The organism is Streptomyces odontotermitis, assembly GCF_050510915.1.
GTDB lineage: Bacteria > Actinomycetota > Actinomycetes > Streptomycetales > Streptomycetaceae > Streptomyces.
Window position 1 is genome coordinate 65,773 of record NZ_JBNJLS010000012.1, and the last position, 26,912, is coordinate 92,684.

Sequence of the window (26,912 nt, forward strand, 5' to 3'; positions counted from 1 at the left end):
CCGGGTGGGACTCGGCCAGACTGTCCTCCCTCAGTTGCGGTCAGGGGCCGGGGACGCCCCCTGACCAGGGTCTTCCGCAGCAGCGGGCGAGGAGAGCCGCGTGTCGCAGCACCATGTCACCACCACAGGAGCCCCGGGCAACCTGCCCGAGGAGGCGACCAGTTTCGTCGGGCGGCGAGATGAACTGGACGCCCTGCGCGTCCTGTTGGGGGGCAGATCCACAGCCGACGCGTGCCGGCAGGGCGCGAGCCGGCTCGTGACCCTCGTCGGTGTCGGCGGCGTCGGCAAGACACGGCTCGCCCTGCGGGCCGCCTCCCGCTCGCACCCCGCCCACCCCGACGGCGTGTGGCTCGTGGAGCTGTCCCCCCTGCGCGACCCGGCGACCGTCGGCCTCGCCCTAGTGGAAGCGCTGGGCCTTGCCGACCGGACGACCCGGCCCGTGGCCGAGGTGCTGGCCGAATGGCTGGCGGACAAGCGGGCGTTGCTCGTCCTCGACTCCTGCGAGCACGTGCGGTCGGGCTGCGCCGAGCTCGCCACGATCCTGCTTGCCGCGGCCCCGGGAGTACGCCTCCTCGCCACGAGCCGACAGCCGCTGGGGATCCCCGCGGAGCAGTGCGTGGAGGTGACGCCGCTCCCGCTCTCCGGGCGCCCGGCGCGGCCGCACCCCGGCGCGCGTCCAGCGGCGGACGACGGCCAGGATCATCGCGTCCGCAGCGATCGGCCGGGTGCGGCCCCTGTCCCGGAGACCCACCCCACCCCTTCCGACGCCGCCCCTTCCGACGCCGCCCCCTCCGACGCCACCCCCTCCGACCTCGCCCCCTCCGACGCCACCGCCCTCTTCACCGCCCGCGCCACCCACGTCGACCCCGGCTTCACCCTCGACGACGCCAGCCATCCCACCGTGGCCGCCATCTGCTCCCGGCTCGACGGGATCCCGCTCGCCATCGAGCTGGCCGCCGCCCGGCTCTCCGAGATGTCCGTCGCCGAGCTGCACACCGCGCTCGGCGACCGCGTGCCCTCGCCCCTCGACCTGCTGGCCGCCCGCGAGGGCCGCCCGAATCCGCACCGGCACCAGACCCTCCGTACGGCCATCGGCTGGAGCCACGAACTCTGCGCCCCGCTGGAGCGACTCCTGTGGGCGCGGCTCTCCGTCTTCGCGGGCAGCTTCACCGCCGAGGGCGCCGCGCGCGTCTGCGCGGGCGGGCCGCTCGCGCCCGAGCGGTTCGCGGAGCTCCTCGACGGGCTCGTCGACAAGTCCGTGGTGGTGCGCCACCGCACGGACCCGGCCCGGCTGCGCATGCTCGACACCGTCCGGGAGTTCGGCCTCGACTGGCTGCGCGAGCTCGGCGAGGAGCACGCCCTGCGCCTTCGCCACCGCGACTTCTACCGCGGCTTCGCCCGCGAGGCGTGCGCCACCTGGAACACCGGCGAGCAGATCCGCTGGAGCGAGCGCACCATCGCCGAGCACACCAACCTCCAGGCCGCCATGGACCACGCCCTCGCCGGCCCCGACCACGCCGTCGCCCTCGAAATGGCGGGCGGCATCGGCTTCCTGTGGCGGCACACCAGCTATCTGCGCGAGGCCCGGCACTGCCTGGACCAGGTGCTCACCGCGGACCCCGAGCCGGGCCCCGCCTGCTTCCAGGCCGTGTGGACCCGGGTGGCGGTGGCCTCCCTCCAGGGCGACCTGGACGCCGTCCTGCGCTGGGGCACGCTGTGCGAGCGCCTGGCCGAGGAGCAGGACGACCCGCGGACCGCCTTCGCCGCCGCCTACCCCGACGTGGTGCACAAGGTCCTGACCGGGCGGCACGACGAGGCCGAGCTGTCGCTGTCCCTGGTGCCACGGCCGGACCTCGGCCCGGAGTGGCTGGACGCCGCCGACCTCCAGTACCGCATCGGGGCCGGGTACGCGTGGATGCGGCGGGGCGACCTGGACCGGGCCGAACAGGTCTTCGCCGGACTGTGCGAGGCAAGCCGCCGCTGCGGCGAGCGCTGGAGCAGGCCCCTCGCGGAGAGCTTCCTCGTGCAGATCGCCCTGCTGCGCGGCGAACCGGACGCGGCGGTGGGGCTCGCCCGGCACGCCGTGGCCGGCCACGCGGCGCTGCGCAGCACGGTCCCGGCAGCGCTGAGCCTGGACGCCCTCGCCGCCGCCGTCCGCGCGAGCGGCGACGGCCACCGGGCCGCCCGGATCCTCGCCGTCGGCCAGCGCGCCTGGGACTTCGCGGGCCCCGCGCAACGCGGCTTCAGGGACTTCACCGCCGCCCGCCGCCGCTGCGTGGAGCAGGTGCGGGAGCAGATCGGTGAGGAGGAGTACGAGCGCGCGTACGCGGAGGGGCTCGCCCTTCCGTACGAGGAGGGCGTCGCGTACGCCGTGAGTGACGCGGCGCCCTTCCCGTAGGGAGGGCGGTGGCACACTGGTGCCGTGGATCGACGGCGCGCCCAACTCGCAGTCAATGTACTGGCGTTGGTCGCCACCACGCTGCTCGGCATGGTCGCCAACTACGCGACCAGCCGGACCGGGCAGCTGCCGTGGGCCCTGCGCGTGCTGCGGGACTGGTCGCTGCCCCTCCTCGGCGGGACCGTCCTGCTGCTCATCGGCTGTGCCGTGTGGCTGCACGTCCTGGAGCGGCCGGTCGCCGTGCGGCGCGTCTGGGACTCGACTCAGCCTCCCTACCCGGGACTTGAAGCCTTCACGGAGGCCGACAGCGGCGTCTTCTTCGGGCGGGACCGGGAAGTGCGGGAGCTGGTCGCGCGACTGCACCCGGTGTCGGGCGGCCGACACGCGGGGCGCATCGTCTCCGTCATCGGGCCGTCCGGTAGCGGCAAGTCGTCGCTGGTGCTGGCCGGGTTGTTGCCCGCGCTCGCCCGGCGGCGGCGTGAACGGTGGGGTGTCGTCCCCGCGTTCACGCCGGGCGGGGACCCGATCGGGCGGCTTGAGGCAGCCCTGGCCGAGGCCCGGTCCGTGCGGGGGGTGCCGGTACTGATCGTGGTCGACCAGCTGGAGGAGCTGTTCACGCTCGCCGGGCCGCGGGAGCGTGATGCCTTCCTGGACCGGATCGGTGAGGCTGTCGCCGCGGAACCCCGACTGCGGGTCGTGGCCACCCTGCGGTCCGACTTCCTGACCGATTTGCTGGAGACGGGGCATGCGGGCGCCCTCGGTGAACAGCCCCTGCTCGTCGGTGTGTTGGGGCGCGCCGAACTCGTCGACGTCATCGAGAAGCCCGGCGAGCAGGCGGGGCTGACCTTCGCTCCCGGTCTCGTCGCCCGCATGGTCGACGACACGGGCGGCGGGGACGCCCTGCCGCTGCTCGCGTACACCTTGCAGGCGCTGTACCTGCGGGCTCGCGCCGCTGACGACGGTGTCGTACGGGAGAGTGACTACCTGCGACTCGGCGGTGTCGCCGGGGCCTTGGCCGAGCAGGCCGACCGGATCGCCGACGAGCTGAGGCGTGGCGACCCGGACGCGCCCGTGCTCGGAGCACTGCTGAAGTTCGTCACGCTGGAGCACGGGGAGCCGACCCGGCGGCGCGTGCGGCGGGGCGATCTCACGCCAGGGGAGCGGGCCGTCGTCGACGCCTTCGTGGCCGGGCGGCTGCTCACGAGCGACGGTGACGTCATCGACGTCAGCCACGAGGCGCTCTTCCGGCAGTGGGCGCCGCTGCGTGGGGCTGTCGCCGGGGCCGCTGAAATGCTGCGCAGGCGCACGGAGTTGGAGCGGTCCGCGCAGGACTGGGAGCACTCGGGGCGGCGGGAAGGGTACTTGCTGGGAGGGGAACGGCTCGCCGTGACGCGGGGGTGGGCGGAGGCGGAGCCCGATGCGCTCGGTGGCATGCCGCTGGTCGCGGAGTTCCTGGAGGAGTCCATACGGCATGACGGCGCCGCCCTGGTCCAGGTGGCGGGTGCCGTGGCGCGCCGGGCCATCGAGAGCGCGCGCAACGAGCCGGAGCTGGCGTTGCTCGCGGCGCTGGCGGCCGCGGAGGAGTGCGCCCCGATCCCCGCCGTGCAGCGGGCGCTGCACGCGGCGCTCAACGCCACGTGGCGGCGTGCGGTCTTCCGCTGCGACGGCGGCAACGCGCGGGCGGTCGCCTGGTCGCCGGACGGGGACCGGCTCGCGGCGGCCTATGAGGACGGGAGGGTGCGGGTCTGGTGCACGGAGCCGGGCGGCGCGGGGCGTGAGCCCGTGGTGCTCCTGCGCACCGGCGGCGAGGGCGACCACGCGTACACGGTCGCCTGGTCGCCCGACGGCAAGCGGCTCGCGGCCGGGTTCAGGGACTGTCTCGCCGTCCTCTGGGACACCGAGGAATGGTCCGAACGCCTTGTGCTGCCCGGGAGTTGGGGCGGCAGCGTCGTCTGGTCGCCGGACAGCGCGCGCGTGGCGGTGGCGTCACGAGAAGGCGTGCGTGTGTGGGACGCCGGTACCGGAGACGTGGTGGCCGAGCTGGCCGAGGGCTGGGACCGCCGTCCTCCGGTGTGGCGGATGGCCTGGTCGCCGTCGGGGGAGTGGCTGGTGGGCGCTTCGGACGACGGCAAGGTGCGGATCTGGGGCGTGGCCGACCGGCGGCGCAGCACCGAGGTGCACGCGCACCGGGCGAGCGTCGCCCATGTCGCCTGGTCGGGAGACGGGAAGTGGGTCGCCTCGGTCTCGGCGGACCGCAGGATCATGGTGTGGCGTGTGACGCGGTCAGCGGAAAGCTGGGACACGGAGCACGTGAGGGATGCCCTGGCGCCGCTGCCGTGCGTGACGTGGTCGCCCGACTCCTTCCGCGTGGCCTACGGCGACAATGAACGGGCCGTCCACATCTGGGACGTGGCCGCCGACACCACCATGGAATTGCGCGGCCACACCGACTGTGTCAACGACATCGCCTGGCACAGCGACCGCATCGCCACCTCGTCCCGCGACGGCACGCTCGCCGTGTGGGACGCGGTGGGCCCGGCCGGGGGCCAGGAAGTCTCGCTGCGCGGCTTCGAAGGGATGCGTCGCGTCGACTGGTTGCCGGGCGGAGAGCGGCTCTTCGTCGTGGCGGAGGGCCGCACGCCCCTGACATGGGACGTGTCCGCCGGACAGCTGTCGGGCCGGAGCGATGTCTACGAGGGCACGGTGGACGCGGCCTGGTCCCCGGACGGGACCCGCCTCCTGCTGCTGGTCGACAACGTCCTGCCCGTGGGCTGGCTCGATGCCGCCGAGCCCCATGAGTTCGAACTCATTATGGAGCGCGCCGAGTTGGCCTCGGTCTCCTGGTCACCCGACGGCACCCGCATCGCCACCACGAAGAACGAGCGCGGCACCCGCATCTGGGACGCCGGCGAAAGGGCCCCGCTCCTGACTCTGGCAGGCGACCGCCAGTGGCTCGCCCGCCCCGCCTGGTCCCCCGACGGCACCCGGCTCGCCACCTCCCTGACGCGCGGCTCGGCCTGCGTCTGGGACGCCCGCACCGGCGAACGCCTCACCCTCCTCGAAGGCCACGGTGACTACACCTGGAGCCTCGCCTGGTCCCCGGACGGCCGCCGCATCGCGACCGGGTCGCGCGATCGTACGGTGCGGATCTGGGACCCGTACACAGGAGCCAAGCTCACGAATCTGCGCGGGCATGAGGAGCGCGTGGCGGGCGTCGCCTGGTCACCGGACGGGCGCCGTCTCGCGACCGCGTCCTGGGACCACACGGTCCGCCTCTGGGACCCGAACACCGGCCGCGAACTGGCCGTCGTGGGCGTCCACGACGACCAGGTCAACGACCTCGCGTGGTCCCCGGACGGCACGCGGATCGCCACGGTCTCCCGTGACCGCACGGTGCGGGTGTGGCGGGCCACGGAAGACGTCAACGGGCTGCTGGAGCGCGCCCGTTCACGTGCCTTCCGCGACCTTACGGCCGAGGAGCGGCGGAGTCTGCTGCTGCCCCCACGGCGTACGTGAGGAAGCCGGTCCACGCCGTGGGGGCGAGGGCGAGCCGGGGGCCCTCGGGGTTCTTGGAGTCGCGGATGTGGATGGTGGTGGGGCAGGTTGCTACTTCTACGCAGTCGCCGGAGCCGCCGCTGCTGTAGCTGGACTTGTGCCAGTCGAGGGCCACTTCTACGCAATCGTCGCCGGAGCCGCCGCTGTAGGTGCTCTTGAACCAGGCCAGTTCGGACATGCTCATCCCGCTCCTCGCATCCGCTCCAGCAGGCTCACCGAGTCTTGGAGGGGGCGAGCCTGTGAGCGCATCCTGGCATACCGCATCTGGAGCATGCTGACCACTTTCGGGTCAGCGATGAGCTGTCCACTTTCCTGGCCTTCGCAGTAGGCGAACCACCTGTTGTCCGGGGTCTCTAGGAGTCGCATCGGACCGTCCAGCCCTGCATGGCTCTCCCGGACCAATGGCATGACCTGAATCTCGATGTTGTTGCGGCCAGCCATGTCAAGCAGATGCTCGACGAGTTCCTGGGTGACTTCCTGCCCGCCCAACTGTCGCAGCAGCAGGTGTTCTTCGATGATGAAGCTGTACGCAGTGTTGGGCCGCTCCGTCAGCAGTTTCTGCCGCTCCATCCGGGCTTCCAACCGGGCTGCGATCTGTTCCGGGGAGAACGGAGGCAACTGGTCGGCGAACAACCGTTGCGCGTATGCCTTCGTCTGCAACAGCCCTGGAATCAAGCGGCATTCATACGTGTAGAGGTTGATTGCCTCCTGCTCCAGCAGTGCCCACTCACGGAACCAAGAGGCCAGCCCCTTCTGCCGCCTGATCTGACTCGCAGCTCCCCGCAGCGTCCCGAACGCGTCCAGCTCCACCTCGCACTGGTCCACGAACCCCGGCGGCGGGTACCGCCTGCCCTGCTCGACGGAGGCGAGGAAGTGGGCAGAGCAACCGAGTTGAGGAGCCAGCCCCTCTTGCGTATACCCCGCCCTCTTGCGGAAGCTCTTCAGGACCGCCCCGAACGTCTTCAGGCCGTCCGACGGCTCCGGCTCCCTGCTGGTGCTTGCAGACATCACGGGTGTACCCCCGACGCTCTCGTACCGTCCCCGCCAACTCGCCCATGGTCACGGACGGTTACCCGTACTGTCCACACTCCGTGCTCGTACAGATGCGGACTGTACGAGTTTGGTCCCTGGTGACAGGGGTGGGGCCGGGCCACAGTGGGCCGCATGCCACCGCACATCCAACTCCCCACACCCGTACGTACGTTCACGCAGCGTTTCAGTTCCACGCCCCGAGGCGCCCGGCTCGCCCGCCGTCTCACGAAGTACCACCTCGCCGAGTGGGGCGTGCCCTACCTCACGGAGCCCTCGGAGACCGCGACCCAGATCGTCGCCGAGCTCGCCGCGAACGCGATCACGCACGGGCGGGTGCCAGGGCGTGACTTCGAGCTGTGCCTGACGTACACGGAGGAGGAGATCCGCATTGAAGTCAGCGACCCCCGGGCCGAGTTCGGACCGAGGGTGCGGGAGCGGGAGTGGGGAGAGCCCCAACCCGCCGGAGGTGACGGCGGGCTGGGGCAGGGGCTGCGCCTTATCGAGGCGCTCGCCGCCGAGTGGGGCGTGGCCGGGCGCGAGGTCGGGAAGACGGTGTGGGCCCGGCTCGACCTCAGTCCTCGGTGAGCGGGCGCGAGTACTCCAGGGTCCAGGTCTCCTGGAACTCCGGCTTGGGCGGGCTGAGTTCGATCTGTGCGCCCCGGTGGCCGGCCCGCAGGGCGAGACCCTTCTCGGAGAGGATCTTGACGCCGCCGAGGACCCCCTCGAACGTGAACTTCTCCCACTCGGCGCGCGGCACACCGTTCACGAACAGCTTTTCCTCGCCGATCACAAGACCGGCACTCTCGTGCATGGCGAGGCGGATCACGTACGGCGATCCCGGCACCTGCTCGAAGGGCTCGATGGCCCACTCCTGCTCGATCGGGAGGGGGTTGAAGCGGTCGACGATCACGGGGGCGCCGTGCTTGACGGCGTACTCCGTGGCTGTCAGCAGGGACGTCGCGCCGATGATGTGCGCGTGGATCTTGTAGATGCCGGGCTTCACCGGGATCGGAGGCATGGAGGGAGCTCCTCTCTGACGGTCCGCGCGCCGCCGACGGGGTGTCGGCGGCGCAGGTCCCACCATCGGGGCGCCCCGCGTGGCGGCAAAGGTGCGAATGAGGCCAAAGAGAGGAAGGCGCGGATCATTCGGTTGGACGTGCGGATCCAGCTGTACATCAGGACAATTCACGAATGGCCGGACGTGGGATCCCCGGTCCGTGGGGCCGTGCGGTAGGCGACTGGCGATCGGCGGCCGCCTGGCCGGTGTGCGGGGGCACCACCCTTGTATCGTCCGGGCGATGCGCCCTTCCCTCGTCGCGTTCCTCAGCGGGATGCAGGTCAAGCACAAGCTGGTCCTCGCGTGCGTCCTCGCCGGGTTCGCCTTCCTCGCGGTCTTCGCGATAGGCGACGCCGTGTCGGGCGGGGCCCTCACCGAGCAGGAGCCGAAGGCCACCGTCACGGTCACCCGGACCGCGACGGCGACGGTCACGGCGACGCCCGGTGGAGACCCCAGGCCCGAGCCGAAGCCGAAACCGAAGCGGGAACCCAAGCCGAAGGCGACATCGGCTCCGGGCGGCAACCGGCCCGTCATCAACTTCGGCCGCTTCTGCGCCCCGGTGGGAGCCATCGGCACCACGCTCGACGGCCGTCCCGCCAAGTGCTTCCTGGGCAAGGACGGCCGCGCGCGGTGGGGCTACGACTCGGAGCGGAGCTAGCCGATCCGCTCCCCGTACACGTGCTCCACCTTCATCGTCATGAGCACCCGGCGGTCGGACACCATCACCGACCGGTACTCGTCCCAGTCGGGATGCTCGCCCGCCGCGTGGCGGTAGTAGCGGACGAGGGCCTCGACCTCGGCGCCGTGCGGGTCGGTGCCGGGGCCGGTCAGCGTCGCCGTGCCCTCCGCCGTCGCCCAGGCCAGGCCGTCGGCCCTGGTGACCTCCAGCGTCGCGCGCGGGTCCCGGCGGAGGTTCGCCGTCTTGGCCCGGCCCTCCGTCATCGATACGTAGAGGAGGTCGCTCTCCCGGTCGTAGAAGGGCTGCACGGGGGAGAGCTGCGGGCGGCCGTCCGCCTTGATGGTGGCGAGGACGCCGAGCCGGCTCTCGGCGAGCAGAGTGCGGGGGGCGAATGCGGGAGTCGTCATGACTTGGGTCAAGGAGGCGAGGGGGAGCGGCTATTCCCCGAGCCCCGCAGTCGGCCTACTGCCCGCACAGCTTCGCCGACCGCACCGCCCCGCCCCCGTTCTCGTCATCCGTGCCCAGGAGCGCCGTACGGGAAGTGGCCACACACTCCACCGCCTCGACCTTGTGCCCCTTGAACTTGCGCAGGACGTCCGGGGACTTCGACAGCTTCAGGCGCACCTTCCCCGAGTCGCCGACCGTGACCCGGCCCGCGTCGCTCACCGCCGAGTCGAAGGGGCCGTCGTCGCCCGCGTCGGATGCCGAACTCACCAGAAGGTGCCCGGAGTTGGTGACCGTCATGTCCGAGGCGTGCCGGACGGAGCCCTTCGGGTACGGGGCGCGGAACGTGGCCTTCTGTACGGCGCCGAACTCCGGCTCCCCGTACTTGTTGAAGGAGAAGGGGGCCGCGCGCAGCGTCGAGGGGCGCTTCTTGCCGTCGCCGCGGTCCGCCCAGACCGCGGCCAGCTTCCCGTGCCGCGACGTCAGCGTGAAGCTCTCGTAGTCGTCGCCCTCGCGGATCGCGGGGAGCGGGGAGATGTCGGAGACCTGCACCGTGTCTCCCTTCACCGTGAGGTGGTAGATCAGGCCACGGCTGGCGAGGGCCACGTACTCGCCGTCCGCGCCGCCGGGGACCGCCTCCACGGCCTCCAGGTCGATCGGTTCGCCGACGCCCTCCCACTTGAGGGGGGTGAGGTGGGCCGACGACGCCCCACTCCCGTAAGTGAGTTGAGCCACCCGGTTCTCGCCGGGCTTCTTGTTGTCGCGCACGACGAGGGCCCGCAGGGCGTCGCCGGAGCCGGAGCCGGAGCCGGAGCCGGAGTCGGAGCCGGCGGAGACGGCGAGGCCGCTGACGCCCTCCGTCATGCCCGAGCCCACCGGCACCCAGCCGCCGGTGGCCCCCGTGGCCCCGGTCGCGGCTCCCGTGCTGGCGGCCGCCAGGCTCACCGCTGCGGCAAGGAACGTCATGCGCTTGATCATGGGCTCTCACTTCGTGGCTGGTAAACGCGCGTAGATGTGGCTGGCGGGACGCTAGTTGCACGTGTAGCCGAGAAGCAAGGGGTGTGACGAGAGAGGCGAGAGATAAGGGCGGGGCGTACGGCACCCGCCCGGGCCGTACGCCCCACCCAGTCAGAGAGCCCCGCTCAGTCGATGCGGTACGAGTCCCCGTACACCTTCCACTCCAGCGGTGTGTCCAGGTTGAAGTTGCCCTTCTTCAGGAACACGCGCTGCGCCGTGTCGACGCGGCTCGTGTCCGAGTGGGCCTCTTCCTGCTTCATGGCCCAGACCCGCGCGTCCAGGAAGGCGTTCAGCCATTCCGTCTCGTCGCCGCCCTGCGACGGGGGCTTCGCGTCGCCGAGCGCGCGCTTGCGGATGTTGCGGAAGCTGGTGCTGTCGCCGCCGTCGCCGTGCATCACGATCGCGTCGTAGTAGCAGAACTGGCCAAGTGTGCCGACGCCGTCGGACTTGCCCTGCTTGACGGCGGGGTTGAAGTAGACGCGGTCGCGCTCGTCGTTCTGGGCCTTCTGGAACTCGGGGTCCTCCGCCGCCTTCTCCCAGTCGGGCTTGAAGGTCGGGTCGAGGCCCTCGTGCGAGTCGGAGCCGTCGACCTCGCGGAGCGCGGGGAGGTACTTCGCGAGGATGTTGTCGGGCTTGCGGTCCGTGTAGAGCTCGACGAGGTCGAGCATGTCGCCGGTGCCGGAACAGAAGCCGATGATCCCGGCGGTGTAGCCGCGCCCGTCGTCGATGTCCTCGCAGTACCTGTACCACTTCTTCCAGTTCAGGTCGGAGTTCTCGGCGCTGCAGACGATCTTCATGGCGATCTCCTTCTTCGCCGGATCGTCCAGGCCGCCGGCGGCCCTGCTGCCGGTGTCGCGGGTCTGCCCCGCGTTCGCCGCCTGCGTGGCGACGATCGGGCCCGCGACGACGGCGGCGCCGATCGCGGCGAGGAGGGTGCGGCGGGAGGTGGTGGTGCGGCGGTGCGTGCGTATGTGGGGGGACTGCACGGGGCCTCCAGGGGAGTGCGGTGGGTGTTCCGCGTTCTGTTAGGAAGGTTTCCTACCAGAGATCTGGAGTGACGTATACCCGTCAAGACAGTCAAGGCGGTTGAGGCGGCCAAGGCGGTCCAGGCCAAAGGAGGTTGGGGATCCGGATGTGGCCGGACATCGCTCTACCGGCGGCCGCCATTGGTCCGTACGATCCCCTCGCTCAAGTGATTCCGCTCCACTTCAGCTCCATCCGGTTCAGCTCCAACCGGCGCCGCCGTGCCCTCTGCCGTGGCGCCGAGCTCTTCCTTGCACAGCTCCAACCCCCCGCCCCGCCGCGCCCCGTGCTGCCCGGACGCCGTCCCCTGCTCTCTCGCGTCCCGGCAGGCCCGGCTGTCGCGTCGGGTCCTGATGCAATGGAATGGATGGGAGATTCCCATGGCAGGTGCCCTGTTGGTGAGTGGTGCGGTCGCCGCGCTGCTCACGACCCCGCTCTCGACGAACGGGTCCCACTTCGACAACCCGCCCCCGGACAAGATCGTCATCGACGTCGCCACGGTGAACGGCTCCGGCTGTCCCAAGGACACCGCCGCCGTCGCGGTCTCCGAGGACAACACGGCCTTCACGGTCACGTACAGCAGCTACATCGCGAAGGTGGGCGGGAACTCCGACCCGGTCGCGTTCCGCAGGAACTGCCAGCTCAACCTGATCGTGCACGTCCCGCAGGGCTTCACGTACGCGATCGCCAGCGCCGACTACCGCGGCTTCGCCTCGCTGCAGCCGGGCGCCAAGGGCACCGAGAAAGCCTCGTACTACTTCCAGGGCTCCTCGAACACGGCCTCCATCAGCCATGACTTCCCCGGCGCCCTCAACGACAACTGGCAGGCCACCGACACCACCGACTACGCCCACCTGGTGTGGAAGCCCTGCGGCGAGGAGCGCAACTTCAACATCAACACCGAACTCCGCGTTGACGCGGGCACGTCGGACCCGGCCAAGACGAGCTTCATGACCATGGACTCGACGGACGGCAACATCAGCACGATCTACCACATGGCGTGGAAGGAGTGCCCGAAGAAGTAGCGGCACCGCGAGACGGCGCCTGCCTCCGGCGGCTCATGGCCCGGCCGCCGGGGGCAGGCGCAGGGGCGGTCACCATAACTGAACTGAACGGTATAGTCTGATGACATGAGCCCCGACCCCATCGCCGACGAGAGGGACGAGTTCGGCATCCCGATCGTCCCCGCCGTCTCGAACGTGTCCCAGCGCAAGCGGGAGTCCATCGTCGCGGCCGCGACGGACGAGTTCCTCGCCCAGGGGTACGCGGCGGCCTCGGTGGACACCATCGCCTCCGGCGCGGGCGTCTCCAAGGCGACCGTCTACAAGCACTTCGGCAACAAGGAGCGCCTCTTCCTCGCCGTCGTCGCGGGCTGTCTGCCGAAGGCGTACGCGGACCTCAAGCCGCTCAACTCCCATATCGCCGAGGCCCCCGACCTGCGCGCCGCCCTCATCGAGCTGAGCAGCGAGTGGGCCCGGATCCTGCTGAGCGACGACATCATGCGGCTGCGCCGGCTGTGCATCGGCGAGGTCGGCCGCTTCCCGCAGCTCGGCGACCTCTGGTACCGGGTCAGCTACGACATGAACAACGGCCCGCTGATCGACGCGTTCACCGAGCTCGGCGAGCGCGGGGAGCTGGACGTGCCCGATCCGGTCCTCGCGGTGCAGCAGTTGGTGGCCGTCAGCCTCGGCGTTCCGCAGCTGGTGCGGACGTTCCGGCCGGACGCGGAGTTCGACGCCGAGGAGCTGAACCGGGTGATCACGTCCGGGGTCGACACCTTTCTGGCCCGGTATGCGCCGGGACGGGCTCCCGCATCCTGAGACGTGCGCGGCCGGGGCTTGGCGGCCATGAGCGGCAGCGGATAGAGATACGCGTCCGCGTCCGCCGAACTCCTGGACTGCCGAGCGATGCTCACCTCACCGCCGTCACCGCCGTCACCGCCGTCACCGCCGCCACCGTCATCTGCTGCCGAGCCGGGGTCCGCGCCGCCCGCCGCTGATGCGCGGTCCGCGGCGCCCGCCGCCGACACCGAACTGCCGCCCGGACTGCGGCTGCGCCACCTGTCGATGATCGCGCTCGGCGGGGCGATCGGCGCCGGGCTGTTCGTCGGGTCGGGCGTGGGGATCAGGGCGGCCGGTCCCGCGGTCATCGTCTCGTACGTCGTTGCGGGACTGCTCGTGCTCCTGGTGATGCGGATGCTCGCCGAGATGTCCGCCGCACAGCCCGCCACGGGGTCGTTCTCCGTGTACGCGGCGCGGGCGCTCGGCCCCTGGGCGGGGCTCACGGCGGGCTGGCTCTACTGGTCGCTGCTGGTCGTCAGCGTGGCCGCCGAGGCGATCGGGGCCGCCGACATCGTCACGGGCTGGCTGCCCCAGATACCCGGGCCGGTCTGGATGACCGTCTTCATGGCGCTGTTCACGGGCAGCAATCTGGCCGCGGTGCGACGCTTCGGAGACCTCGAATTCTGGTTCGCCGGGCTGAAGATCGCGGCGATCTGCGCCTTCCTGCTCCTCGGCGGCCTCGCCGTGTTGGGCATGCTGCCCGGCGCGCCGAGCTCACCCGGCACCACGCACCTCACCGGCCACGGCGGCTTCCTGCCGCACGGCTGGCACGGTGCGGCGCTCGGGCTCGTCGCGGCGGTCTTCGCGTACGGGGGCCTGGAGACCGTCACCATCGCGGCCGCCGAGTCCGACGACCCGGCGCGGGCGGTGGGCCGCGCGGCCCGCTCCGTGGTCTGGCGGATCTTCGTCTTCTACGTCGGCTCGATGGTGGTTGTGGTGACGCTGCTGCCCTGGAACTCCCCGGCCACGAACGCCCCGTACGCCGGAGCGCTGGCGACGCTCGGCATTCCCGGCGCCGGGCACATCATGAACGCGGTCGTCCTGATCGCCCTGCTGTCGGCGATGAACGCCAACATCTACGGCTCCTCGCGGATGCTGTACGCGCTGGTGCGGCGCGGCGACGCGCCCCGGGTGCTCGGCAGGGTGACGGGCGGGGTGCCGCGGGCCGCCGTCCTGTCCTCGGCGGCCTTCGGCTTCGTCTCGGTGCTGCTGAGCGCGGCGTGGCCGGACACGGTCTTCCCGTTCCTGCTCAACACGGTGGGCGCGACGATCCTGCTCGTCTGGCTGCTGATCGCCGCGTCCCAGCTGCGGCTGCGCCGCCGGCTCGAACAGCGGTCGCCGGAACGCCTGGTGGTGAAGATGTGGCTCTTCCCCTACCTGACCTGGCTGGCGCTGCTGACGATCGGCGGCGTGCTTCTGATGATGGTGCTTGAGCCGGACTCCCGTACGCAGGTGCTCTGCACGGGAGGCTGGGCGGCGGTCCTCGTCTGCTGCGCCTGGCTCAAGCGGCGCTGACGGGAGCCTTCGGGACGACCGAGGCGCCCGGAACCGCCGGGACGTGGGCGCGCACGTGGCGGCCCAGGCTCTCGACGGCCGCGGCCGCCTCGGGCAGGTAGCCCGCGAAGATCTGCTGGATGTGCGGCATGCCCTCGGCGACTTTGAGGGTGGCGTCCACCCCGTCCCGCGCCGCCTTCACGTACAGCCGGGTGGCGTCGTCGAAGAGGACCTCCTCCGTGCCGACCTGGATGAGCAGCGGCGGCAGCCCGGTCAGATCGGCGTGGAGCGGGGAGGCGAGCGGGTCGCGGGGGTCGGTTCCGGCCAGGTAGGAGCGGGCCCACTGCCGGATGCCCGGCACGGAGATCATGGGGTCGCGCTCCGCCCTGCCCTCGACCGGCTCCCCGCTGGTGGTCAGGTCCACCCACGGCGACATCACGACGGCCGCGGCCGGCAGCGGCCGCCCGAGGTCGCGCAGCCCGACGAGGGTGGCCAGGGCGAGCCCGCCCCCGGCCGAGTCGCCGCTGAGGACGATCCGCTCGGGTGCGTACCCCTGCGCGAGCAGCCACTCGTACGCCTTCCTGGCCGCGAGGACCGCGGCGGGGAAGGGGTGTTCGGGGGCCAGGGGGTAGTCGACGCCGTACACCCTGGCCCCGGCCGCACGGGCGATGCGCGCGGTCAAGTCGCGCTGCACGGCGGTGGATCCGACGTGGTGGCCGCCGCCGTGCAGCTGGAGCACGACCCGGTCCTCGGCGGACTCCGGGACGGTCGTGAGCAGTCCCGGAAGCTCGGGGACGCTCGCGAAGACGGCGTCGGCGGGCGGCGCGACCAGGGCCGCCGTCTCCTCCAGGGTGCGCCGCCGGCTCTCGACGCTGTCCGGCCCGCTCGGGGTGAGGGGCCGGATCCGGACGACCTCATGCGCCGCGAAGGCACGCGCGATCGGGGTGGACATTCAGTTGCCCCGGGCCTTCTCGACGAGGGCCGCGACGAGCTCCTGGACCAGGCCGATGGTGGTCTCGTCGGTCAGGTTGCCCGCGTCGTCGAAGCGCTCGTGCGAACGGAAGACGATCACCTCGGGCTTGACGACGAGGTCCGAGTCCGTCCAGACGAAGACCTGGCGCAGCGCCAACTGGGCGCGCACGGAGCCGAAGTTGGTGGGGGCGGCGCCCAGGATGGCGACGGGCTTGCGGAGCAGCGGCAGCCCCTCCTCGCGGGTCCAGTCGGTGCTGACCCAGTCGATGGCGTTCTTCAGGACGCCCGGTATGGAGTAGTTGAACTCCGGGGTGGCGATGAGGACTCCGTCGGCCTCGGTGATCCGGCGGCGCAGCTCCTCGACGGGGGCGGGGCGGCGGCCGGGGGCGTCCTGGTCCTGGTCGTAGGGCGGGATGTCGCGCAGGCCGTCGTAGAGCTCGATCTCGACATCGCCCGGGGCGTGCTTGGCCGCGGCGCGCAGCAGGGCCGTGTTGTGCGAGGACTCGCGCAGGCTGCCGGAGATGGCAAGGAACTTGAGGGCGCTCATCGTGAACTCCAGGGAGTGGTGGGCGGATCGGGGCCGTTGGGGAGTGGCATGATCACCGCCCCCCGACGCAGAGAAAACTATACGGTTCAGTTTTTCGAGGTCAACTGAACTGTTCAGTTTTCTTGCGGAGGGTGGGCGTCCGCAGGCGACGGGGTGGCGGGCCTCTCCCGCTGCTCCGGGAGAGGCCCGCCCATCGGTTGCCGAGTGAGCCAAGGTGGCCAAGGTGGCCAAGTGGGCCAAGGTGGCCAAGTGAGGCGCTAGTGCGTCGCGTTCAGGCGGTCCCGCACCTCGATGGCGAGCCGGTACGTGTCCCCGGTGGGGCTCGTCGCCAGCTGACCCGGCTTGCGGATCCAGCGGTCCTCCAGCGCGAACCAGTCGATCTTCTTGGGCGCGCGCCCCTCGTCGAGCGCCGCCTTCAACTCCTTGAAGTACGTGGCCCAGCGCAGCCGGTAGAGCCCGCCGACCAGGCCCGCCCACTCCCGGTTGGCGTAGTCGTGCAGTCCGCCCTCGGCGCCCGCGCGGTTGCCCCACACGGTGACGAGCGAGAGCTGGTCGTACGCGAGCTCGTCCTGTTCCTTCGCGTCGGCGCCCCACGCGCGGGCCCGCGCGACCCAACTGCCCAGCAGATGGCCGGAGTCGGTGGCCACGAGCCGGTCGAGCAGGTCGATGTGGCCGAGCCAGACGCGGGTGAGGCGGTCGAAGGCGGCCTTGTCCTTGGCGTCGTACGCCTTCTTGATCTGCGGGAGGAGGACGCGGCTGCGGTTGGAGAGCGCCTGCCGCGCGACGTCGAGGAGGTCGCGCCGGTACGCCGACGAGCCCCTCAACTTCTCCGCAACTTCGAGGAGATGGCCGAGCGCGGGCTCGAAGTCCGCGGGCTTGTAGCGCATGGCCTCCGGCGACCAGGACGCGGCCTTCTTCGCGGTGAGCGAGGGCCGCGCCCCGTACAGTCCCTCGGCGCCCTCCGCCCAGGAGTCGGCGCGGGTGGTGCCGTAGGCGGTGCGGCGCAGCACGTCCCAGGCGGCCGCCGCGTGCCGGTCCGCGCCCCCGTACCGCACGACGGACCACTCCTTGAACCAGGCGGCGAGGTCCAGGCTCCCCTCCCGCCAGGCCAGTTCGGAGAAGAGCTCGAAGGCGGCGGGGTTGTTGTCGGCGGCCTCCGGCATCAGACAGACGCCGCGCAGCTTGCTGCCGGACTTGGTGCGCCACTTCTCGTAGAGCGCGGCCCAGTCCGGGGTGTTGGCGCCGAGCGCGGTGTGGCCGCCGAAGTTCCAGATGGAGCCGAAGGTGTACGGGGTGTTGTTCCAGTCCTTCTCGCGGTCCGTGATGGTGGGGAAGCGGTCGGAGATCCCGTCCACGACGAGCATGCGGGACTTGTCGACGGCGTCGACGATGGCCTTCGGCGGGTTCTTCTGCCAGCCCAGGATGACCCAGACGGCACCGGGGTGCGCGGTCTGCAGCGCCTTTTCGACGCCCTTCGCGGCGGCCCCGACGGGCACGTCGCCCGCGCTGCCGCCCTCGTGCAGCAAGTCCATCTTGTAGAGGGTCGACGCGCCGAACATGTCGTCCTGCGCGCGGTAGAAGGCGGCGGCCACGCGCGCGAAGTGCTCGGTGCGCGGATCCAGCCAGTCGGGGCGGGCGAGCCCCATCCAGTCGCCCTGCGGAACGGTCTTCGCCCCCGGATTCTTCCCGGCGAACCCGGGCGGAACGGTCCCGAAGTAGCCGGGGAAGACCGGCTTCATGCCGAGCTGGCGCACCCGGTCGGCGATGCGCCGCCCCAACTCCGCCCGCTTGTCCAGCAGTTGACGGGAGACGGGATAGGGGAAGGCGGACATGTTCTGCAGCAGCCACCACGGCTGGTGGGCCGGGCTCGGGATCCACTTGCGCAGCTCCTCGTCCCCGTACCCGAACTCCTGGAACACGCGGTGATAGAGGGCATCGGCACCGACGTAGATAAGCACTTCGTTGTAGCCGTGCAGCGCGAGGACATCGAGCTCGCGCTCCCAGTACGTCCAGTCGTTGTACGCGCCCGTGTAGCCGTCGTTCGTGTCGTTGAGGACGAAGCGGTGCGGGGTGTTCGCCTCACGGACCAGGGGCTGACCGCCCGCGGGGGCCGGCAGCCGCTCGGGCAGGTCGAGCTGCTCACCCGCCCAGGAGATGTGGCTGTCGGTGGAGTGCTTCAAGTAGGTGTGCAGACCGGTGAGTTGAGCGGCGGCGGTGGTGCCGCTGATGGTGAGGGCGCCCTCCTTGCCGCTCACGCGGAAGGCGTCCTCGTGACCGGGCTTGCGGGGCGCGGTGACGAAGGTGAGCTGGGAGTGGTGGCGGGGGAGCAGTCGCCGGGCGGCGGCCGCGGCGGCCTCGGCGGGCCCGGCCGCCCCGCCCCCGGCCCCGGCTGCTCCGGCCTTCTGTCTCGACCGGACGCTGTCGGCGGGGGTCGGGGAGCAGGCGGACGTGGTGGTGATGGCTGCGGTGGCGGCGAGGGCGCTGAGGAAGGTGCGGCGGGGCAGGGGGGACATCTTCGAGGCTCCGTATTCGGTCGGCTCGGGGTGCGGGTCCGTTCGGTGTTCGGGTGCGTGTGCGTGTGCGTGTGCGTGTGTGGTGCTTGGCTTGCGGTGCTTCGTCTGCGGTGCTTCGTCTGCGGTGCTGCGTGAACGGTTCTGCGTGTGCGGGTTGGGCGCGTGCGGTCGCGTACATGGTTCCTGGCCGGGCGCCGGGAATGGCTTCCCCACGCCCGTGGGGTGCCGAAACGGGGGAGGGGGCGGGAGGTAGCCGGTGCGGGGCGAGTGGTCCGAAAAGGGGCCCTGTCCGGGAAGGAGTTCACTTCTTGTTGCGGCGGGACGCCTGGCAGGGGGTCCCCGCAGGCAGTCGCCCCGCCACGTACGCCGTGGGTGCCACACCCATCAGCGCGCGGAACTCCGCCCCCATGTGTGACTGGTCGTAGTACCCGGTGGCTCCGGCGAGGCGGGCCCAGTCGGGGGTGCTGCCCTGCGGGGCGCGGAGCAGGACCTGGCGGATGCGGTCGATGCGGGCGTGGTGCTTCGGTGAGATGCCGACGGCGTCCGTGAAGAGGTTGCGCAACTGCCGTTCGCTGATGGCGAGTCGGTGGGCGACCTCGGCCACGCGCGCCTGTGACGGTCCCGATGCTGCTCCCGCCCCCGGTGCTGCTCCCGCTCCCGCTTCCGCTCTCGCCGAGAGTCCCGCCACGGCCGCGCGCAGCAGTGCGTCCCGGGCCCGTTCGGCCGGTGTGGCGGGCGTCAGGCGGTGCGGCAGCTCCTCGGCCAAGTAGCGCAGTACGGAGGCGGGTTCGGGCTCCGTGTCCGCCAGCCCCCGTGCCAGCGCGCGCCCCGCAGGACCCGGCAGCTGAGCCAGCGGCACGACCCGCCCCACCAGGTCCCGCGCGGGCACCCCGAGCAGCGGCCGCGCCGCGCCCGGCCGGATCCGCAGTTGCAAGCAGCCGTGCAGCCGCTTGCCTCCGACGAAGTACGAGGCGCGGGTGCGGGGCCCGAGCACGAGCCAGTCGCCGCCGTACCCGGGCCCCTCCGCCGGGAGGCGGAACACCAACTTCGTCGCGGAGTCCGGCACATGACCCATGAACGAGCTCCGGCCCGTGCCCCGCTCCACGTCCAGGGATGAAGTGGCCCCGATGTCGGTGACCCAGGGGGCGAGTGCCTCCAGCGGCGGCACGGCCTGCCAGGGGGTGCCGAGGATGCCGAGGATGCCGATGCGGCCCTGGGTGTCGACGCGGTCCCGGGTGTCGATGCGGCCGTGGGCGTCGCTGGTCACCGCTCCACGCTAACGCTCCCGGCCGGGCGGGCGGGGCCCGGCGACCGCACCGATCCGTGCCGGTTCTTCCTAGAGAACCGCCGCCGCCCGCACCACCGTTGAGGGCATGATTCTGATCACCGGTGCCACCGGCACCATCGGCAGCGCACTCGTCCGCCACCTCGCCGAGCGCGGCGAACAGGTCCGCGCCTTCGTCCGGGATTCGGAGCGGGCCGAGGCCCTCCTCCCGTCCGGCGTCGAGATCGTGGCAGGGGACTACGACGATGCCGACTCCCTCAAGAGTGCCTTCGGCGGCGCCGAATCCGCCTTTCTGGTGGGGGTGTTGGGGCCCCGGTACCGGGACCGCGACCTGCCCCTCGTCGCCGCCGCGCGGGCGGCCGGGGTGCGGCGCGTGGTGAAGCTCTCGGCGATCGGCACCGGCGACGCACGGCTCGGTGCGGTGGGGACCCGGCACCTGCCGGGGGAGGAGGCCGTCCGGGCCAGTGGCCTGGAGTGGGCCGTCCTGCGTCCCTCCGCCTTCGCCTCGAACACCCTCCAGTGGGCCGAGCCGATCCGCTCCGGGGCCCCGGTCCCGAACTTCACGGGCGCGGGCCGCCAGGGCGTCGTCGACCCGCGCGACGTCGCGGAGGTCGCCGGCGAGACCCTCCTCTCCGCGCGGCACGCGGGCCGGGTGCTCACCCTGACGGGCCCCGAGGCGATCAGCGCACCCGACCAGGCGGCCACGCTCGCGGCGGCGCTCGGGCGCCCGGTCGAGACCGTGGACGTGCCGGCGGATGCGGCCTTCGAGCGGCTGACCGGCGCGGCGGGCATGGAGCCCGAGTACGCCCGGGACGTCCTCCAGGGCATGGCGTTCATCCGCGACGGCGGCAACGTCCGGCTCACGGAGGACGTCGCGGAGATCCTCGGCCGGGGGCCCCGTACGTATGGGGACTGGGTGACCGACCACGTAGAGGCTTTCCGCTAGTCATCGGACGGATAGCGGGGAATGGGGTCAACTCCCGACCGAAGTCGACGAGTTGACCCCGTTGACATCCGATGTATTCGTCCCTACGTTCCCGAGCGACCCCACAACCTCGGGAGCCGCCCCATGCGCGCAACACCCGTACGTGCAAGCCGTCGAGTCGTCCGCCGAAGAGTCACCGGGTTCACCTTCCTGCTCGCGGCGGCGCTGCTGAGCACCGCTGTCCCGGTGAGCACGGCCGCGGCGGGGAGGACAGGGACCCCGCCACAGCAGCCCCGCCCCCAGGCCGCGGGCCCCGGTACCGACTACGCCAAGGACGACCCCTTCACGGCCGACCGCACCAACTGGTTCCGCCAGGACCGCTTCGGGATGTTCATCCACTTCGGCGCGTACTCGAACCTGGAGGGCGAGTACCGGCGGCCCGACGGCTCGGTGTGCCGCAACGCCGAGTGGATCAGGCGCGAGTGCAACATCCCCATGGCCGAGTACGAGAAGCAGGCCGCCACCTTCAACCCGGCCGACTTCGACGCGAAGGCCGTCGTCAAGGCGGCCAAGGACGCCGGGATGAAGTACATCGTGATCACCTCCAAGCACCACGAGGGCTACGCGATGTGGCCGACGAAGGTGAACGGCTGGAACATCCGCGACCACTCCGGCTTCGACAAGAACCGCGACATCCTCGCCGAGCTGAAGAAGGCCGCCGACGAGGCGGGCATCAAGCTCGGCTTCTACTACTCGATCTGGGACTGGCACGACCCGGACTTCGCCGACCCGGCGACCTTCCCGAAGTACGAGAAGCGCATGTACGCGCAGCTGAAGGAGCTGATCGACAACTACGACCCGGCGCTGCTCTGGTTCGACGGCGAGTGGGACACCGAGAACCCGCACAATCCGTGGACCGCGCGGGACGGGGAGCGGCTGGAGTCGTATCTGCGCGGCCTCGACCCGGACCTGGTCATCAACAACCGCGTCGGCAAGCGCCGGGTCACCGACGGCGACTACGGCACCCCCGAGCAGGAGATCCCCGGAGCGCCGGTGGACGGCCAGCTCTGGGAGTCCTGCATGACGCTGAACGACCACTGGGGCTTCGCGCGCTACGACCAGAACTGGAAGTCGGCGGCGACGCTGACCCGCAACCTCCTCGCGACGACGTCGCGCAGCGGCAACTACCTGCTGAACGTCGGGCCGGACTCCCGCGGCCGCATCCCCGCCCCGTCCGTGGACCGGCTGCGGCAGATGGGCGACTGGCTGCGCACGGCCGGCCAGGGCGACGCGGTCTTCGGCGCGCGCTACGGCGGTCTGGTCGAGGAGCCGGAGTGGGGCTCGGTGAGCAGGAAGGGCAACAAGCTGTACGCGGCGGTCACGAAGTGGCCCGCGGCGGGCGGCTCGCTGCACCTGAAGTCCCGTACGCCGTCGTTCGCCGTGAAGTCGGCGCGCGTGCTGGGCAGCGACCAGAAGGTCACCGTGGCGAAGTCCGGCGACGGCTACGACGTGACGCCGTCCGGCGCGGCCACCAACGACACGGCGACGGTCGTCGAGCTGACGGTGGACCCGGGCGCGACGGCCCCGGCGGGCCGCGGCAAGGGCCTGAAGGAGGAGGTCTTCGACAACGCCGACCTGAGCGGCACCCCGAAGCTCACCCGCACCGACCCGACGGTCAACCACGCCTGGAAGTTCGCCGGTTCACCCGACGCGTCCATCCCGTCGGACAAGTTCAGCATCCGCTGGACGGGCTCGATCGTGCCGCGCCGCACGGAGACGTACACGCTCACGACGGTCTCCGACGACATGGCCCGCGTCTGGATCGACGGCAAACTCGTCATCGACTCCTGGTCCCCGCACGAGCCGAAGACCGACAAGGCCCAGCTCGCCCTCACGGCGGGCAAGCGCCACGCGATCAAGGTGGAGTACGCGGAACAGACGGGCGAGGCCCACATGAAGCTGCTGTGGTCGAGCCCCGGACAGGAGCAACAGGTCGTGCCGCGGGCGCAGTTGTACGCGGACTGACTCTCCGCTGCGCCTGTGTCACCTGTGCCCGTCGAGCAGGGCCTGCTCCTGCTCGGGCGTGAACCCCTTGCTGAGCGGCGGCTCGCCCCGCTCGCGGTCCCAGGACAGGACGTCGGCGGCGGTCACGTGGAGCGGGGTCGCGGGCAGTCCTGCCGCCCGCGCCCTCTCCGAACTCCGCTGCTGGGTCGCCCAGTTGGGCCGTACGAGGGGGAAGAGGGGCGGCAGGTCGGCGGGGTCGACATCGACGGGCACGATCTCGATGTCCGATCCCGCCACCCGCGCACAGGTCTCGATGAGCCCGCCGAGAGTGACGGGCTCGGCGGGCCCGACGGCCTGGAACGCGCCGCCCCGGTCGTCGGCGAGCAGGCGCACGACGAGCCGGGCGAGATCCCGTACGTCGACGACCTGGACCGGCTGGGCCGGGTCGGCGGGCAGCGCGATCCGCCCGCCCCGCGCGGCCCGCCGCACCCAGTAGGTGAAGGTGTCGGACGGGTCGTGCGGCCCGGCGACCTTGCCCGCCCGCACGAGGGCGGCCCGGTCCCCGTACCGCCCGAGCACGTCGTCCTCGCAGGCCACCTTGAAGGCGCCGTAGGTGGACCCGTCCAGGACCTCGGTGTCGCGGACGGGGGCGAGGCGCGGGGTGTCCTCGTCGGATCCGGGGGCGAGTCCGTCCTGGCGGTACACGGCGTGACTGGAGATGAACAGATACCGGCCGACGCGTCCGGCCCCGCTCAGCGCGCGCATGGACTGCGCGACGTGCCGGGGCAGATAGCCGCTCACGTCGACGACGGCGTCCCACGTGTCGTGCGGCTGCTGAAGGGCCTCGTAGTCCCCGCTGTCCCGGTCCCCGATGAGCCGGGTGAGCCGGGGGAAGAGCTCGGTGCCCGTCTTCCCCCGCCCGAAGAGGGTCACGTCGGCGCCGCTCCGCAGCAGCTCTTCCACGATGGCCCGGCCGATGAAGGCGGTGCCGCCCAGTACGAGTACGCGCATGGGGTGACCTTAGTGGGCGGCTGCGGTGGGCGGCGCGGCATGCGGTTCGCGGGATATCCGTCCCGCCCCGAATCCTGCTCAAGCAGCATGCCAAGCCGTGGCAACGGCTCTACCGTCCTTCTTGTTCGCAGACCGCAGGAGTTCGCGGACCACAGGATCAGGCAGCAGGCAGCAGGCAGCAGGCAGCAGGCAGCAGGTACAGGTAGGAGCGCATGATGCTGACGTTCGACACCCCCGCCCCCGTCTCGGCCGTCGTCGAGATCCCCGCGGGACACATCCGGTTCATCGCCGCCGACCGCGCCGACACCACGGTCGAGGTCAGCCCCGCCGACTCCGCGAACAGCCGCGACGTGCAGGCGGCGGAGCGCACCGAGGTCGCCTGCGCCGACGGGGTCCTGCGCATCGAGTCCCGTACGAAGAAGCAGATCCTCGGCCCCTCCGGCTCCGTCGAGGTGGCCGTCCACCTGCCCACCGGCTCCCGCGTCGAGGTGAAGTCGGGCGGCGCCGGCTTCCACGGCACCGGACGCCTCGGTGACGTCGTCGTCGACGGCGCACAGCGCCAGTTCACGGTCGAGGAGGCCGAGAGCCTCCGCCTCGTCGTCACCGACGGCGACGTCAAGGTCGGCCGCCTGCACGGCCCCGCCCAGATCAGCACTGCACGCGGCGACATCCACGTCACCGAAGCCGCACGCGGCACCGTCAGCCTCACCACCGGGTCCGGCGACATATCGATCGGCGCCGCCGCCGGGGTCTCCGCCGCCCTGACCGCCACCACCGGCTACGGCCGCGTCAGCAACGCCCTCAAGAACGACGGTGCCCCCGCACTCGACATCCACGCCACGACCGCCCACGGCGACATCGCCGCCCACAGCCTCTGAGCACCTTCGATTCAAGAAGAGTCGGAGAACTCAGAGAACTCAGAGATCGAAGATGCCGAGGTCCGACGCGAGGGCGCGGAAGTACGACTTGGGGTCGGCCACCGTGCGCCTCTCCTTGAGGTCCAGGAGGGCGCCGACCCCGCTCACCGTGGCCGCCGTCGTGCCGTCCGTCTTGCGGATGGTCTGCTCGATCCGGAACGACTTGCCCTCGCCCCAGATGAACCGGCAGGTCACCGCCACCTCGTCGCCCGCGCGCAGCTCCCGCAGATAGCGGACCGTCGTCTCCATCACGACCGGGCCGACGCCCTTGTCGAGCAGGTCGGACTGCTGGATCCCGGCCGCACGCATCGCCTCCCAGCGGGCGTGCTCGGCGTACTGGAGGTAGACGGCCTGGTTGAGGTGGCCCTGTGAGTCCGTCTCGTAGCCGCGGACGGTGATGCGGGTGGTGAACGGTTCGGCCGGCTCGGTCAGTTCCGTCGGCTCGGTGCGGTCGGTCACAGGGGTCCTACCTTTCAAGGGTGGCAGTTCTTCGTGGTCGGTTCGTGGTCATGTACGGCGTGGAGACGCCAGCAGATAGCGGGCACCCCGCGCACGCGGCTCCGCATGCTCGCTCACCTGCCAGCCCGCCCTCTCCAGCGCTGCCGCGCAGTCCCGCAGCGCCTCCGGTCCCGGTGCCCGCACCGTGACCGCCTCCGGCTGGGCCGAACTCTCCACCCGATAGCCCTCATCGGCGGGACCGGCCGGGTGGCAGCCCGCCGACTCCAGGGCGAGGGCCGCCGCCTGTACGAGATGCGTGCGCTCCCAGTCGCAGGGGCGCTCCCGCGACCCGTCCTGGTTCGTCATGCGGCGCAGCTCGATCAGGCCCTCCCAGGCGCTGCGGACTTCCCGGGTCCGGGCGGGTCCTGCGGGCGGCGGTGCAGTCGTCTCGATCCCTGTCCGGGCGGCGAACGTCCCTCGTGCCTCCGCGGGGGCGGGAGTGACCGGGGCCGGGGTCGGGGTCGGGTCCAGGTCCGGGTCCGGTTCTCCCTCCCGTATGCGATGGCCCGCGGGCGTCAGGAAGTACGCGTGCGGCGGCCGGGGATGCCGGAACGCGAGGCGCAGCCGCACCAGGCCCGCGAGTTGGGCCTCGCTGCCCGTCAGACGGCCCGTCGCCGGGTCCGCGGCCTCGATGATGCGGCGCTGTGCCGCCGTCGTCGGTTTCCCCATGACACCGATGGTGCCCCGCCCCACTGACAATCGCCGCCCGGGGCGGCCGACGGAGGGGGCCGACGGAGGCGGGCGACGGAGGGGCGCGCTCAGCGCACCTCCCCGCTCTCCACGTCCACCACCTTCTCGGCCAGCAGCTCCAGCACTCGCAGGTCGTCCTGCGCGCTGCCCCGCTCGCCGGGGGAGCCCGGGTAGGTGTCGAACAGGACGTGGGTCGTGCCCAGTTCGGCGAGGGCGGTCAGGTCGCGGCGGAGCTGGTCGACGCTGCCGTGGCCCAGCGGGCGGTCGGCGGTGTCGGGGGTCTCGGAGCCCCCGGTGAGGCGGATCTGGAGGCGGGGCACCAACTCCGGCGCCGGGCGGCCCGCCGCCTCCGCCTCGGCCGCGAGCCGGGGGAGCGCGGTGCGCAGCGCGTCGAGCGTGGGCATGAAGGGGTGCCAGCCCTCGCCGAGCCGGGCCGCCCTGCGCTGGGCGGCGGGCGAGTTGCCGCCGACCCAGACGGGGAGCTGGGGGCGGGTCGCGGGGGTGGGGGTGGTGTGCACGCCCTCGTACGAGACGTAGCGGCCCTGGAAGGAGACCTGCTCCTCGCTGAACGCCGCCCGGATCGCGGTCAGATACTCGTCCGTGATCGCGCCGCGCTCCTCGAAGGGCACCCCGAGGACCTCGTACTCGGCGCGCGACCAGCCCACTCCCGCGCCGAGGATGAACCCGGCGTCGTTGAGGCGGTCGATGTTGGCGGCGAGGCGGGCCGTCTGGAGGGGGTGGCGGTAGGGGATGACGGTGATCGTGGTGCCGAGTTGGAGGCCGGGGACGCGGCCCGCCAGGTGGGCGGCGAGCACGAACTGGTCGTAGAACGGGGCGGGGTAGACCTCGTGCACATCGGGGGTGACCGCGATGTGGTCGGAGATCATCGCGAAGCGGAAGCCGAGCGCGCGGGCGTCGGCCGCCTGCCGGACGAGGGAGTCGGGGGTGGTGCCGGGGCCGAAGTTGAGAAGGTTCACGCCGTATCGCATGATCACGAGTCTTTCGCAGTC

General features: G+C 71.7%; 24 protein-coding genes. 10 read left to right on the forward strand and 14 right to left on the reverse strand.

Annotation, left to right across the window (positions count from 1 at the left end; genetic code table 11):
- Positions 1-100: 100 nt before the first annotated feature.
- Positions 101-2,398, forward strand: a complete 2,298-nt coding sequence (locus tag ACQB60_RS28815; RefSeq protein ID WP_496929006.1) for an ATP-binding protein — start codon at positions 101-103, stop codon at positions 2,396-2,398.
- A 24-nt stretch (positions 2,399-2,422) separates the two neighbouring features.
- Positions 2,423-5,914 (forward strand): NACHT and WD repeat domain-containing protein, encoded by a 3,492-nt coding sequence (locus tag ACQB60_RS28820; RefSeq protein ID WP_496929007.1) that lies wholly within the window; start codon positions 2,423-2,425, stop codon positions 5,912-5,914.
- Here ACQB60_RS28820 and ACQB60_RS28825 read toward each other — a convergent pair.
- Both ACQB60_RS28825 and ACQB60_RS28830 read right to left on the reverse strand, forming a co-directional pair.
- Positions 5,865-6,137 carry a DUF397 domain-containing protein gene (locus ACQB60_RS28825; protein ID WP_496929008.1) on the reverse strand — a complete coding sequence of 91 codons (273 nt, stop codon included), beginning with the start codon at positions 6,135-6,137 and terminating at the stop codon, positions 5,865-5,867. The genes ACQB60_RS28820 and ACQB60_RS28825 overlap by 50 nt on opposite strands.
- Entirely contained in the window at positions 6,134-6,961 is an 828-nt protein-coding gene (locus ACQB60_RS28830; protein ID WP_496929009.1) for a helix-turn-helix domain-containing protein, read from the reverse strand. The genes ACQB60_RS28825 and ACQB60_RS28830 overlap by 4 nt, the downstream gene beginning before the upstream one ends.
- A gap of 156 nt (positions 6,962-7,117) precedes the next feature.
- Here ACQB60_RS28830 and ACQB60_RS28835 point away from each other — a divergent pair, with 156 nt between their 5' ends.
- Entirely contained in the window at positions 7,118-7,570 is a 453-nt protein-coding gene (locus tag ACQB60_RS28835; RefSeq protein WP_496929010.1) for an ATP-binding protein, read from the forward strand.
- Here the strand turns inward: ACQB60_RS28835 and ACQB60_RS28840 are convergent.
- Positions 7,557-8,003, reverse strand: a complete 447-nt coding sequence (locus ACQB60_RS28840) for a hypothetical protein (RefSeq protein ID WP_496929011.1) — start codon at positions 8,001-8,003, stop codon at positions 7,557-7,559. The genes ACQB60_RS28835 and ACQB60_RS28840 overlap by 14 nt on opposite strands.
- 280 nt (positions 8,004-8,283) lie before the next feature.
- On the opposite strand from ACQB60_RS28840, the gene ACQB60_RS28845 reads away from it, so the two are divergent.
- A complete protein-coding gene (locus ACQB60_RS28845) occupies positions 8,284-8,700 on the forward strand; it encodes a hypothetical protein (RefSeq protein WP_496929012.1) in 417 nt (138 codons plus the stop codon).
- Here ACQB60_RS28845 and ACQB60_RS28850 read toward each other — a convergent pair.
- From ACQB60_RS28850 to ACQB60_RS28860, 3 genes are all read right to left on the reverse strand, one after another.
- Positions 8,697-9,128 (reverse strand): PPOX class F420-dependent oxidoreductase, encoded by a 432-nt coding sequence (locus tag ACQB60_RS28850; protein WP_496929013.1) that lies wholly within the window; start codon positions 9,126-9,128, stop codon positions 8,697-8,699. The genes ACQB60_RS28845 and ACQB60_RS28850 overlap by 4 nt on opposite strands.
- Positions 9,129-9,183: 55 nt before the next feature.
- Positions 9,184-10,131 carry a hypothetical protein gene (locus tag ACQB60_RS28855; RefSeq protein WP_496929014.1) on the reverse strand — a complete coding sequence of 316 codons (948 nt, stop codon included), beginning with the start codon at positions 10,129-10,131 and terminating at the stop codon, positions 9,184-9,186.
- A 176-nt stretch (positions 10,132-10,307) separates the two neighbouring features.
- Positions 10,308-11,168, reverse strand: a complete 861-nt coding sequence (locus ACQB60_RS28860; RefSeq protein WP_496929015.1) for a chitosanase — start codon at positions 11,166-11,168, stop codon at positions 10,308-10,310.
- 417 nt (positions 11,169-11,585) lie between these two features.
- On the opposite strand from ACQB60_RS28860, the gene ACQB60_RS28865 reads away from it, so the two are divergent.
- The 3 genes from ACQB60_RS28865 to ACQB60_RS28875 all read left to right on the forward strand — a co-directional run bounded on the left by ACQB60_RS28865 (position 11,586) and on the right by ACQB60_RS28875 (position 14,561).
- Positions 11,586-12,230: a DUF4360 domain-containing protein gene (locus tag ACQB60_RS28865; protein ID WP_496929016.1), complete on the forward strand. Its 645-nt coding sequence runs from the start codon at positions 11,586-11,588 to the stop codon at positions 12,228-12,230.
- A 105-nt stretch (positions 12,231-12,335) separates the two neighbouring features.
- Positions 12,336-13,025 carry a TetR/AcrR family transcriptional regulator gene (locus tag ACQB60_RS28870; protein WP_496929017.1) on the forward strand — a complete coding sequence of 230 codons (690 nt, stop codon included), beginning with the start codon at positions 12,336-12,338 and terminating at the stop codon, positions 13,023-13,025.
- Positions 13,026-13,112: 87 nt separating this feature from the next.
- A complete protein-coding gene (locus ACQB60_RS28875; protein WP_496929018.1) occupies positions 13,113-14,561 on the forward strand; it encodes an amino acid permease in 1,449 nt (482 codons plus the stop codon).
- On the opposite strand, the gene ACQB60_RS28880 is transcribed toward ACQB60_RS28875, so the two are convergent.
- The 4 genes from ACQB60_RS28880 to ACQB60_RS28895 form a co-directional block, all read right to left on the reverse strand.
- Positions 14,548-15,492 (reverse strand): alpha/beta hydrolase, encoded by a 945-nt coding sequence (locus tag ACQB60_RS28880; RefSeq protein ID WP_496929019.1) that lies wholly within the window; start codon positions 15,490-15,492, stop codon positions 14,548-14,550. The genes ACQB60_RS28875 and ACQB60_RS28880 overlap by 14 nt on opposite strands.
- On the reverse strand, positions 15,493-16,059 hold the full coding sequence (locus ACQB60_RS28885) for an NADPH-dependent FMN reductase (protein WP_496929020.1): 567 nt from the start codon (positions 16,057-16,059) through the stop codon (positions 15,493-15,495).
- A gap of 257 nt (positions 16,060-16,316) precedes the next feature.
- Positions 16,317-18,572: an alpha-N-acetylglucosaminidase gene (locus ACQB60_RS28890; protein WP_496929021.1), complete on the reverse strand. Its 2,256-nt coding sequence runs from the start codon at positions 18,570-18,572 to the stop codon at positions 16,317-16,319.
- Positions 18,573-18,873: 301 nt separating this feature from the next.
- Positions 18,874-19,839, reverse strand: coding sequence for a helix-turn-helix domain-containing protein (locus tag ACQB60_RS28895; RefSeq protein WP_496929022.1), 966 nt, complete (start codon positions 19,837-19,839; stop codon positions 18,874-18,876).
- A gap of 106 nt (positions 19,840-19,945) precedes the next feature.
- Here ACQB60_RS28895 and ACQB60_RS28900 point away from each other — a divergent pair, with 106 nt between their 5' ends.
- Positions 19,946-20,803 carry an NAD(P)H-binding protein gene (locus ACQB60_RS28900; RefSeq protein WP_496929023.1) on the forward strand — a complete coding sequence of 286 codons (858 nt, stop codon included), beginning with the start codon at positions 19,946-19,948 and terminating at the stop codon, positions 20,801-20,803.
- 123 nt (positions 20,804-20,926) lie between these two features.
- Positions 20,927-22,807: an alpha-L-fucosidase gene (locus tag ACQB60_RS28905; RefSeq protein WP_496929024.1), complete on the forward strand. Its 1,881-nt coding sequence runs from the start codon at positions 20,927-20,929 to the stop codon at positions 22,805-22,807.
- 18 nt (positions 22,808-22,825) lie between these two features.
- Here the strand turns inward: ACQB60_RS28905 and ACQB60_RS28910 are convergent, their stop codons facing one another.
- Positions 22,826-23,797: an NAD-dependent epimerase/dehydratase family protein gene (locus ACQB60_RS28910; RefSeq protein WP_496929025.1), complete on the reverse strand. Its 972-nt coding sequence runs from the start codon at positions 23,795-23,797 to the stop codon at positions 22,826-22,828.
- Between the two features lie 215 nt (positions 23,798-24,012).
- Here ACQB60_RS28910 and ACQB60_RS28915 point away from each other — a divergent pair, with 215 nt between their 5' ends.
- The gene (locus ACQB60_RS28915) at positions 24,013-24,675 is read left to right on the forward strand and encodes a DUF4097 family beta strand repeat-containing protein (RefSeq protein WP_496929026.1); all 663 of its coding nucleotides are present in this window, start codon (positions 24,013-24,015) and stop codon (positions 24,673-24,675) included.
- Positions 24,676-24,714: 39 nt separating this feature from the next.
- Here the strand turns inward: ACQB60_RS28915 and ACQB60_RS28920 are convergent, their stop codons facing one another.
- The 3 genes from ACQB60_RS28920 to ACQB60_RS28930 all read right to left on the reverse strand — a co-directional run bounded on the left by ACQB60_RS28920 (position 24,715) and on the right by ACQB60_RS28930 (position 26,891).
- Positions 24,715-25,173 (reverse strand): acyl-CoA thioesterase, encoded by a 459-nt coding sequence (locus ACQB60_RS28920; RefSeq protein WP_496929027.1) that lies wholly within the window; start codon positions 25,171-25,173, stop codon positions 24,715-24,717.
- A 48-nt stretch (positions 25,174-25,221) separates the two neighbouring features.
- Positions 25,222-25,881 (reverse strand): hypothetical protein, encoded by a 660-nt coding sequence (locus ACQB60_RS28925; RefSeq protein ID WP_496929028.1) that lies wholly within the window; start codon positions 25,879-25,881, stop codon positions 25,222-25,224.
- Positions 25,882-25,970: 89 nt separating this feature from the next.
- The gene (locus ACQB60_RS28930) at positions 25,971-26,891 is read right to left on the reverse strand and encodes a TIGR03619 family F420-dependent LLM class oxidoreductase (protein WP_496929029.1); all 921 of its coding nucleotides are present in this window, start codon (positions 26,889-26,891) and stop codon (positions 25,971-25,973) included.
- Between the last annotated feature and the right edge of the window lie 21 nt (positions 26,892-26,912).

What these genes read in the sequence shown, in the direction of transcription:
- ACQB60_RS28855 (WP_496929014.1), bottom strand. Translation starts at nt 10,131, where the DNA reads ATGACGTTCCTTGCCGCAGCGGTGAGCCTGGCGGCCGCCAGCACGGGA.
- ACQB60_RS28910 (WP_496929025.1), bottom strand. Translation starts at nt 23,797, where the DNA reads ATGCGCGTACTCGTACTGGGCGGCACCGCCTTCATCGGCCGGGCCATC.
- ACQB60_RS28850 (WP_496929013.1), bottom strand. Translation starts at nt 9,128, where the DNA reads ATGACGACTCCCGCATTCGCCCCCCGCACTCTGCTCGCCGAGAGCCGG.
- ACQB60_RS28925 (WP_496929028.1), bottom strand. Translation starts at nt 25,881, where the DNA reads ATGGGGAAACCGACGACGGCGGCACAGCGCCGCATCATCGAGGCCGCG.
- ACQB60_RS28840 (WP_496929011.1), bottom strand. Translation starts at nt 8,003, where the DNA reads ATGCCTCCGATCCCGGTGAAGCCCGGCATCTACAAGATCCACGCGCAC.
- ACQB60_RS28900 (WP_496929023.1), top strand. Translation starts at nt 19,946, where the DNA reads ATGATTCTGATCACCGGTGCCACCGGCACCATCGGCAGCGCACTCGTC.
- ACQB60_RS28845 (WP_496929012.1), top strand. Translation starts at nt 8,284, where the DNA reads ATGCGCCCTTCCCTCGTCGCGTTCCTCAGCGGGATGCAGGTCAAGCAC.
- ACQB60_RS28905 (WP_496929024.1), top strand. Translation starts at nt 20,927, where the DNA reads ATGCGCGCAACACCCGTACGTGCAAGCCGTCGAGTCGTCCGCCGAAGA.
- ACQB60_RS28825 (WP_496929008.1), bottom strand. Translation starts at nt 6,137, where the DNA reads ATGAGCATGTCCGAACTGGCCTGGTTCAAGAGCACCTACAGCGGCGGC.
- ACQB60_RS28890 (WP_496929021.1), bottom strand. Translation starts at nt 18,572, where the DNA reads ATGTCCCCCCTGCCCCGCCGCACCTTCCTCAGCGCCCTCGCCGCCACC.
- ACQB60_RS28930 (WP_496929029.1), bottom strand. Translation starts at nt 26,891, where the DNA reads ATGCGATACGGCGTGAACCTTCTCAACTTCGGCCCCGGCACCACCCCC.
- ACQB60_RS28885 (WP_496929020.1), bottom strand. Translation starts at nt 16,059, where the DNA reads ATGAGCGCCCTCAAGTTCCTTGCCATCTCCGGCAGCCTGCGCGAGTCC.
- ACQB60_RS28835 (WP_496929010.1), top strand. Translation starts at nt 7,118, where the DNA reads ATGCCACCGCACATCCAACTCCCCACACCCGTACGTACGTTCACGCAG.
- ACQB60_RS28875 (WP_496929018.1), top strand. Translation starts at nt 13,113, where the DNA reads ATGCTCACCTCACCGCCGTCACCGCCGTCACCGCCGTCACCGCCGCCA.
- ACQB60_RS28915 (WP_496929026.1), top strand. Translation starts at nt 24,013, where the DNA reads ATGCTGACGTTCGACACCCCCGCCCCCGTCTCGGCCGTCGTCGAGATC.
- ACQB60_RS28865 (WP_496929016.1), top strand. Translation starts at nt 11,586, where the DNA reads ATGGCAGGTGCCCTGTTGGTGAGTGGTGCGGTCGCCGCGCTGCTCACG.
- ACQB60_RS28870 (WP_496929017.1), top strand. Translation starts at nt 12,336, where the DNA reads ATGAGCCCCGACCCCATCGCCGACGAGAGGGACGAGTTCGGCATCCCG.
- ACQB60_RS28830 (WP_496929009.1), bottom strand. Translation starts at nt 6,961, where the DNA reads ATGTCTGCAAGCACCAGCAGGGAGCCGGAGCCGTCGGACGGCCTGAAG.
- ACQB60_RS28880 (WP_496929019.1), bottom strand. Translation starts at nt 15,492, where the DNA reads ATGTCCACCCCGATCGCGCGTGCCTTCGCGGCGCATGAGGTCGTCCGG.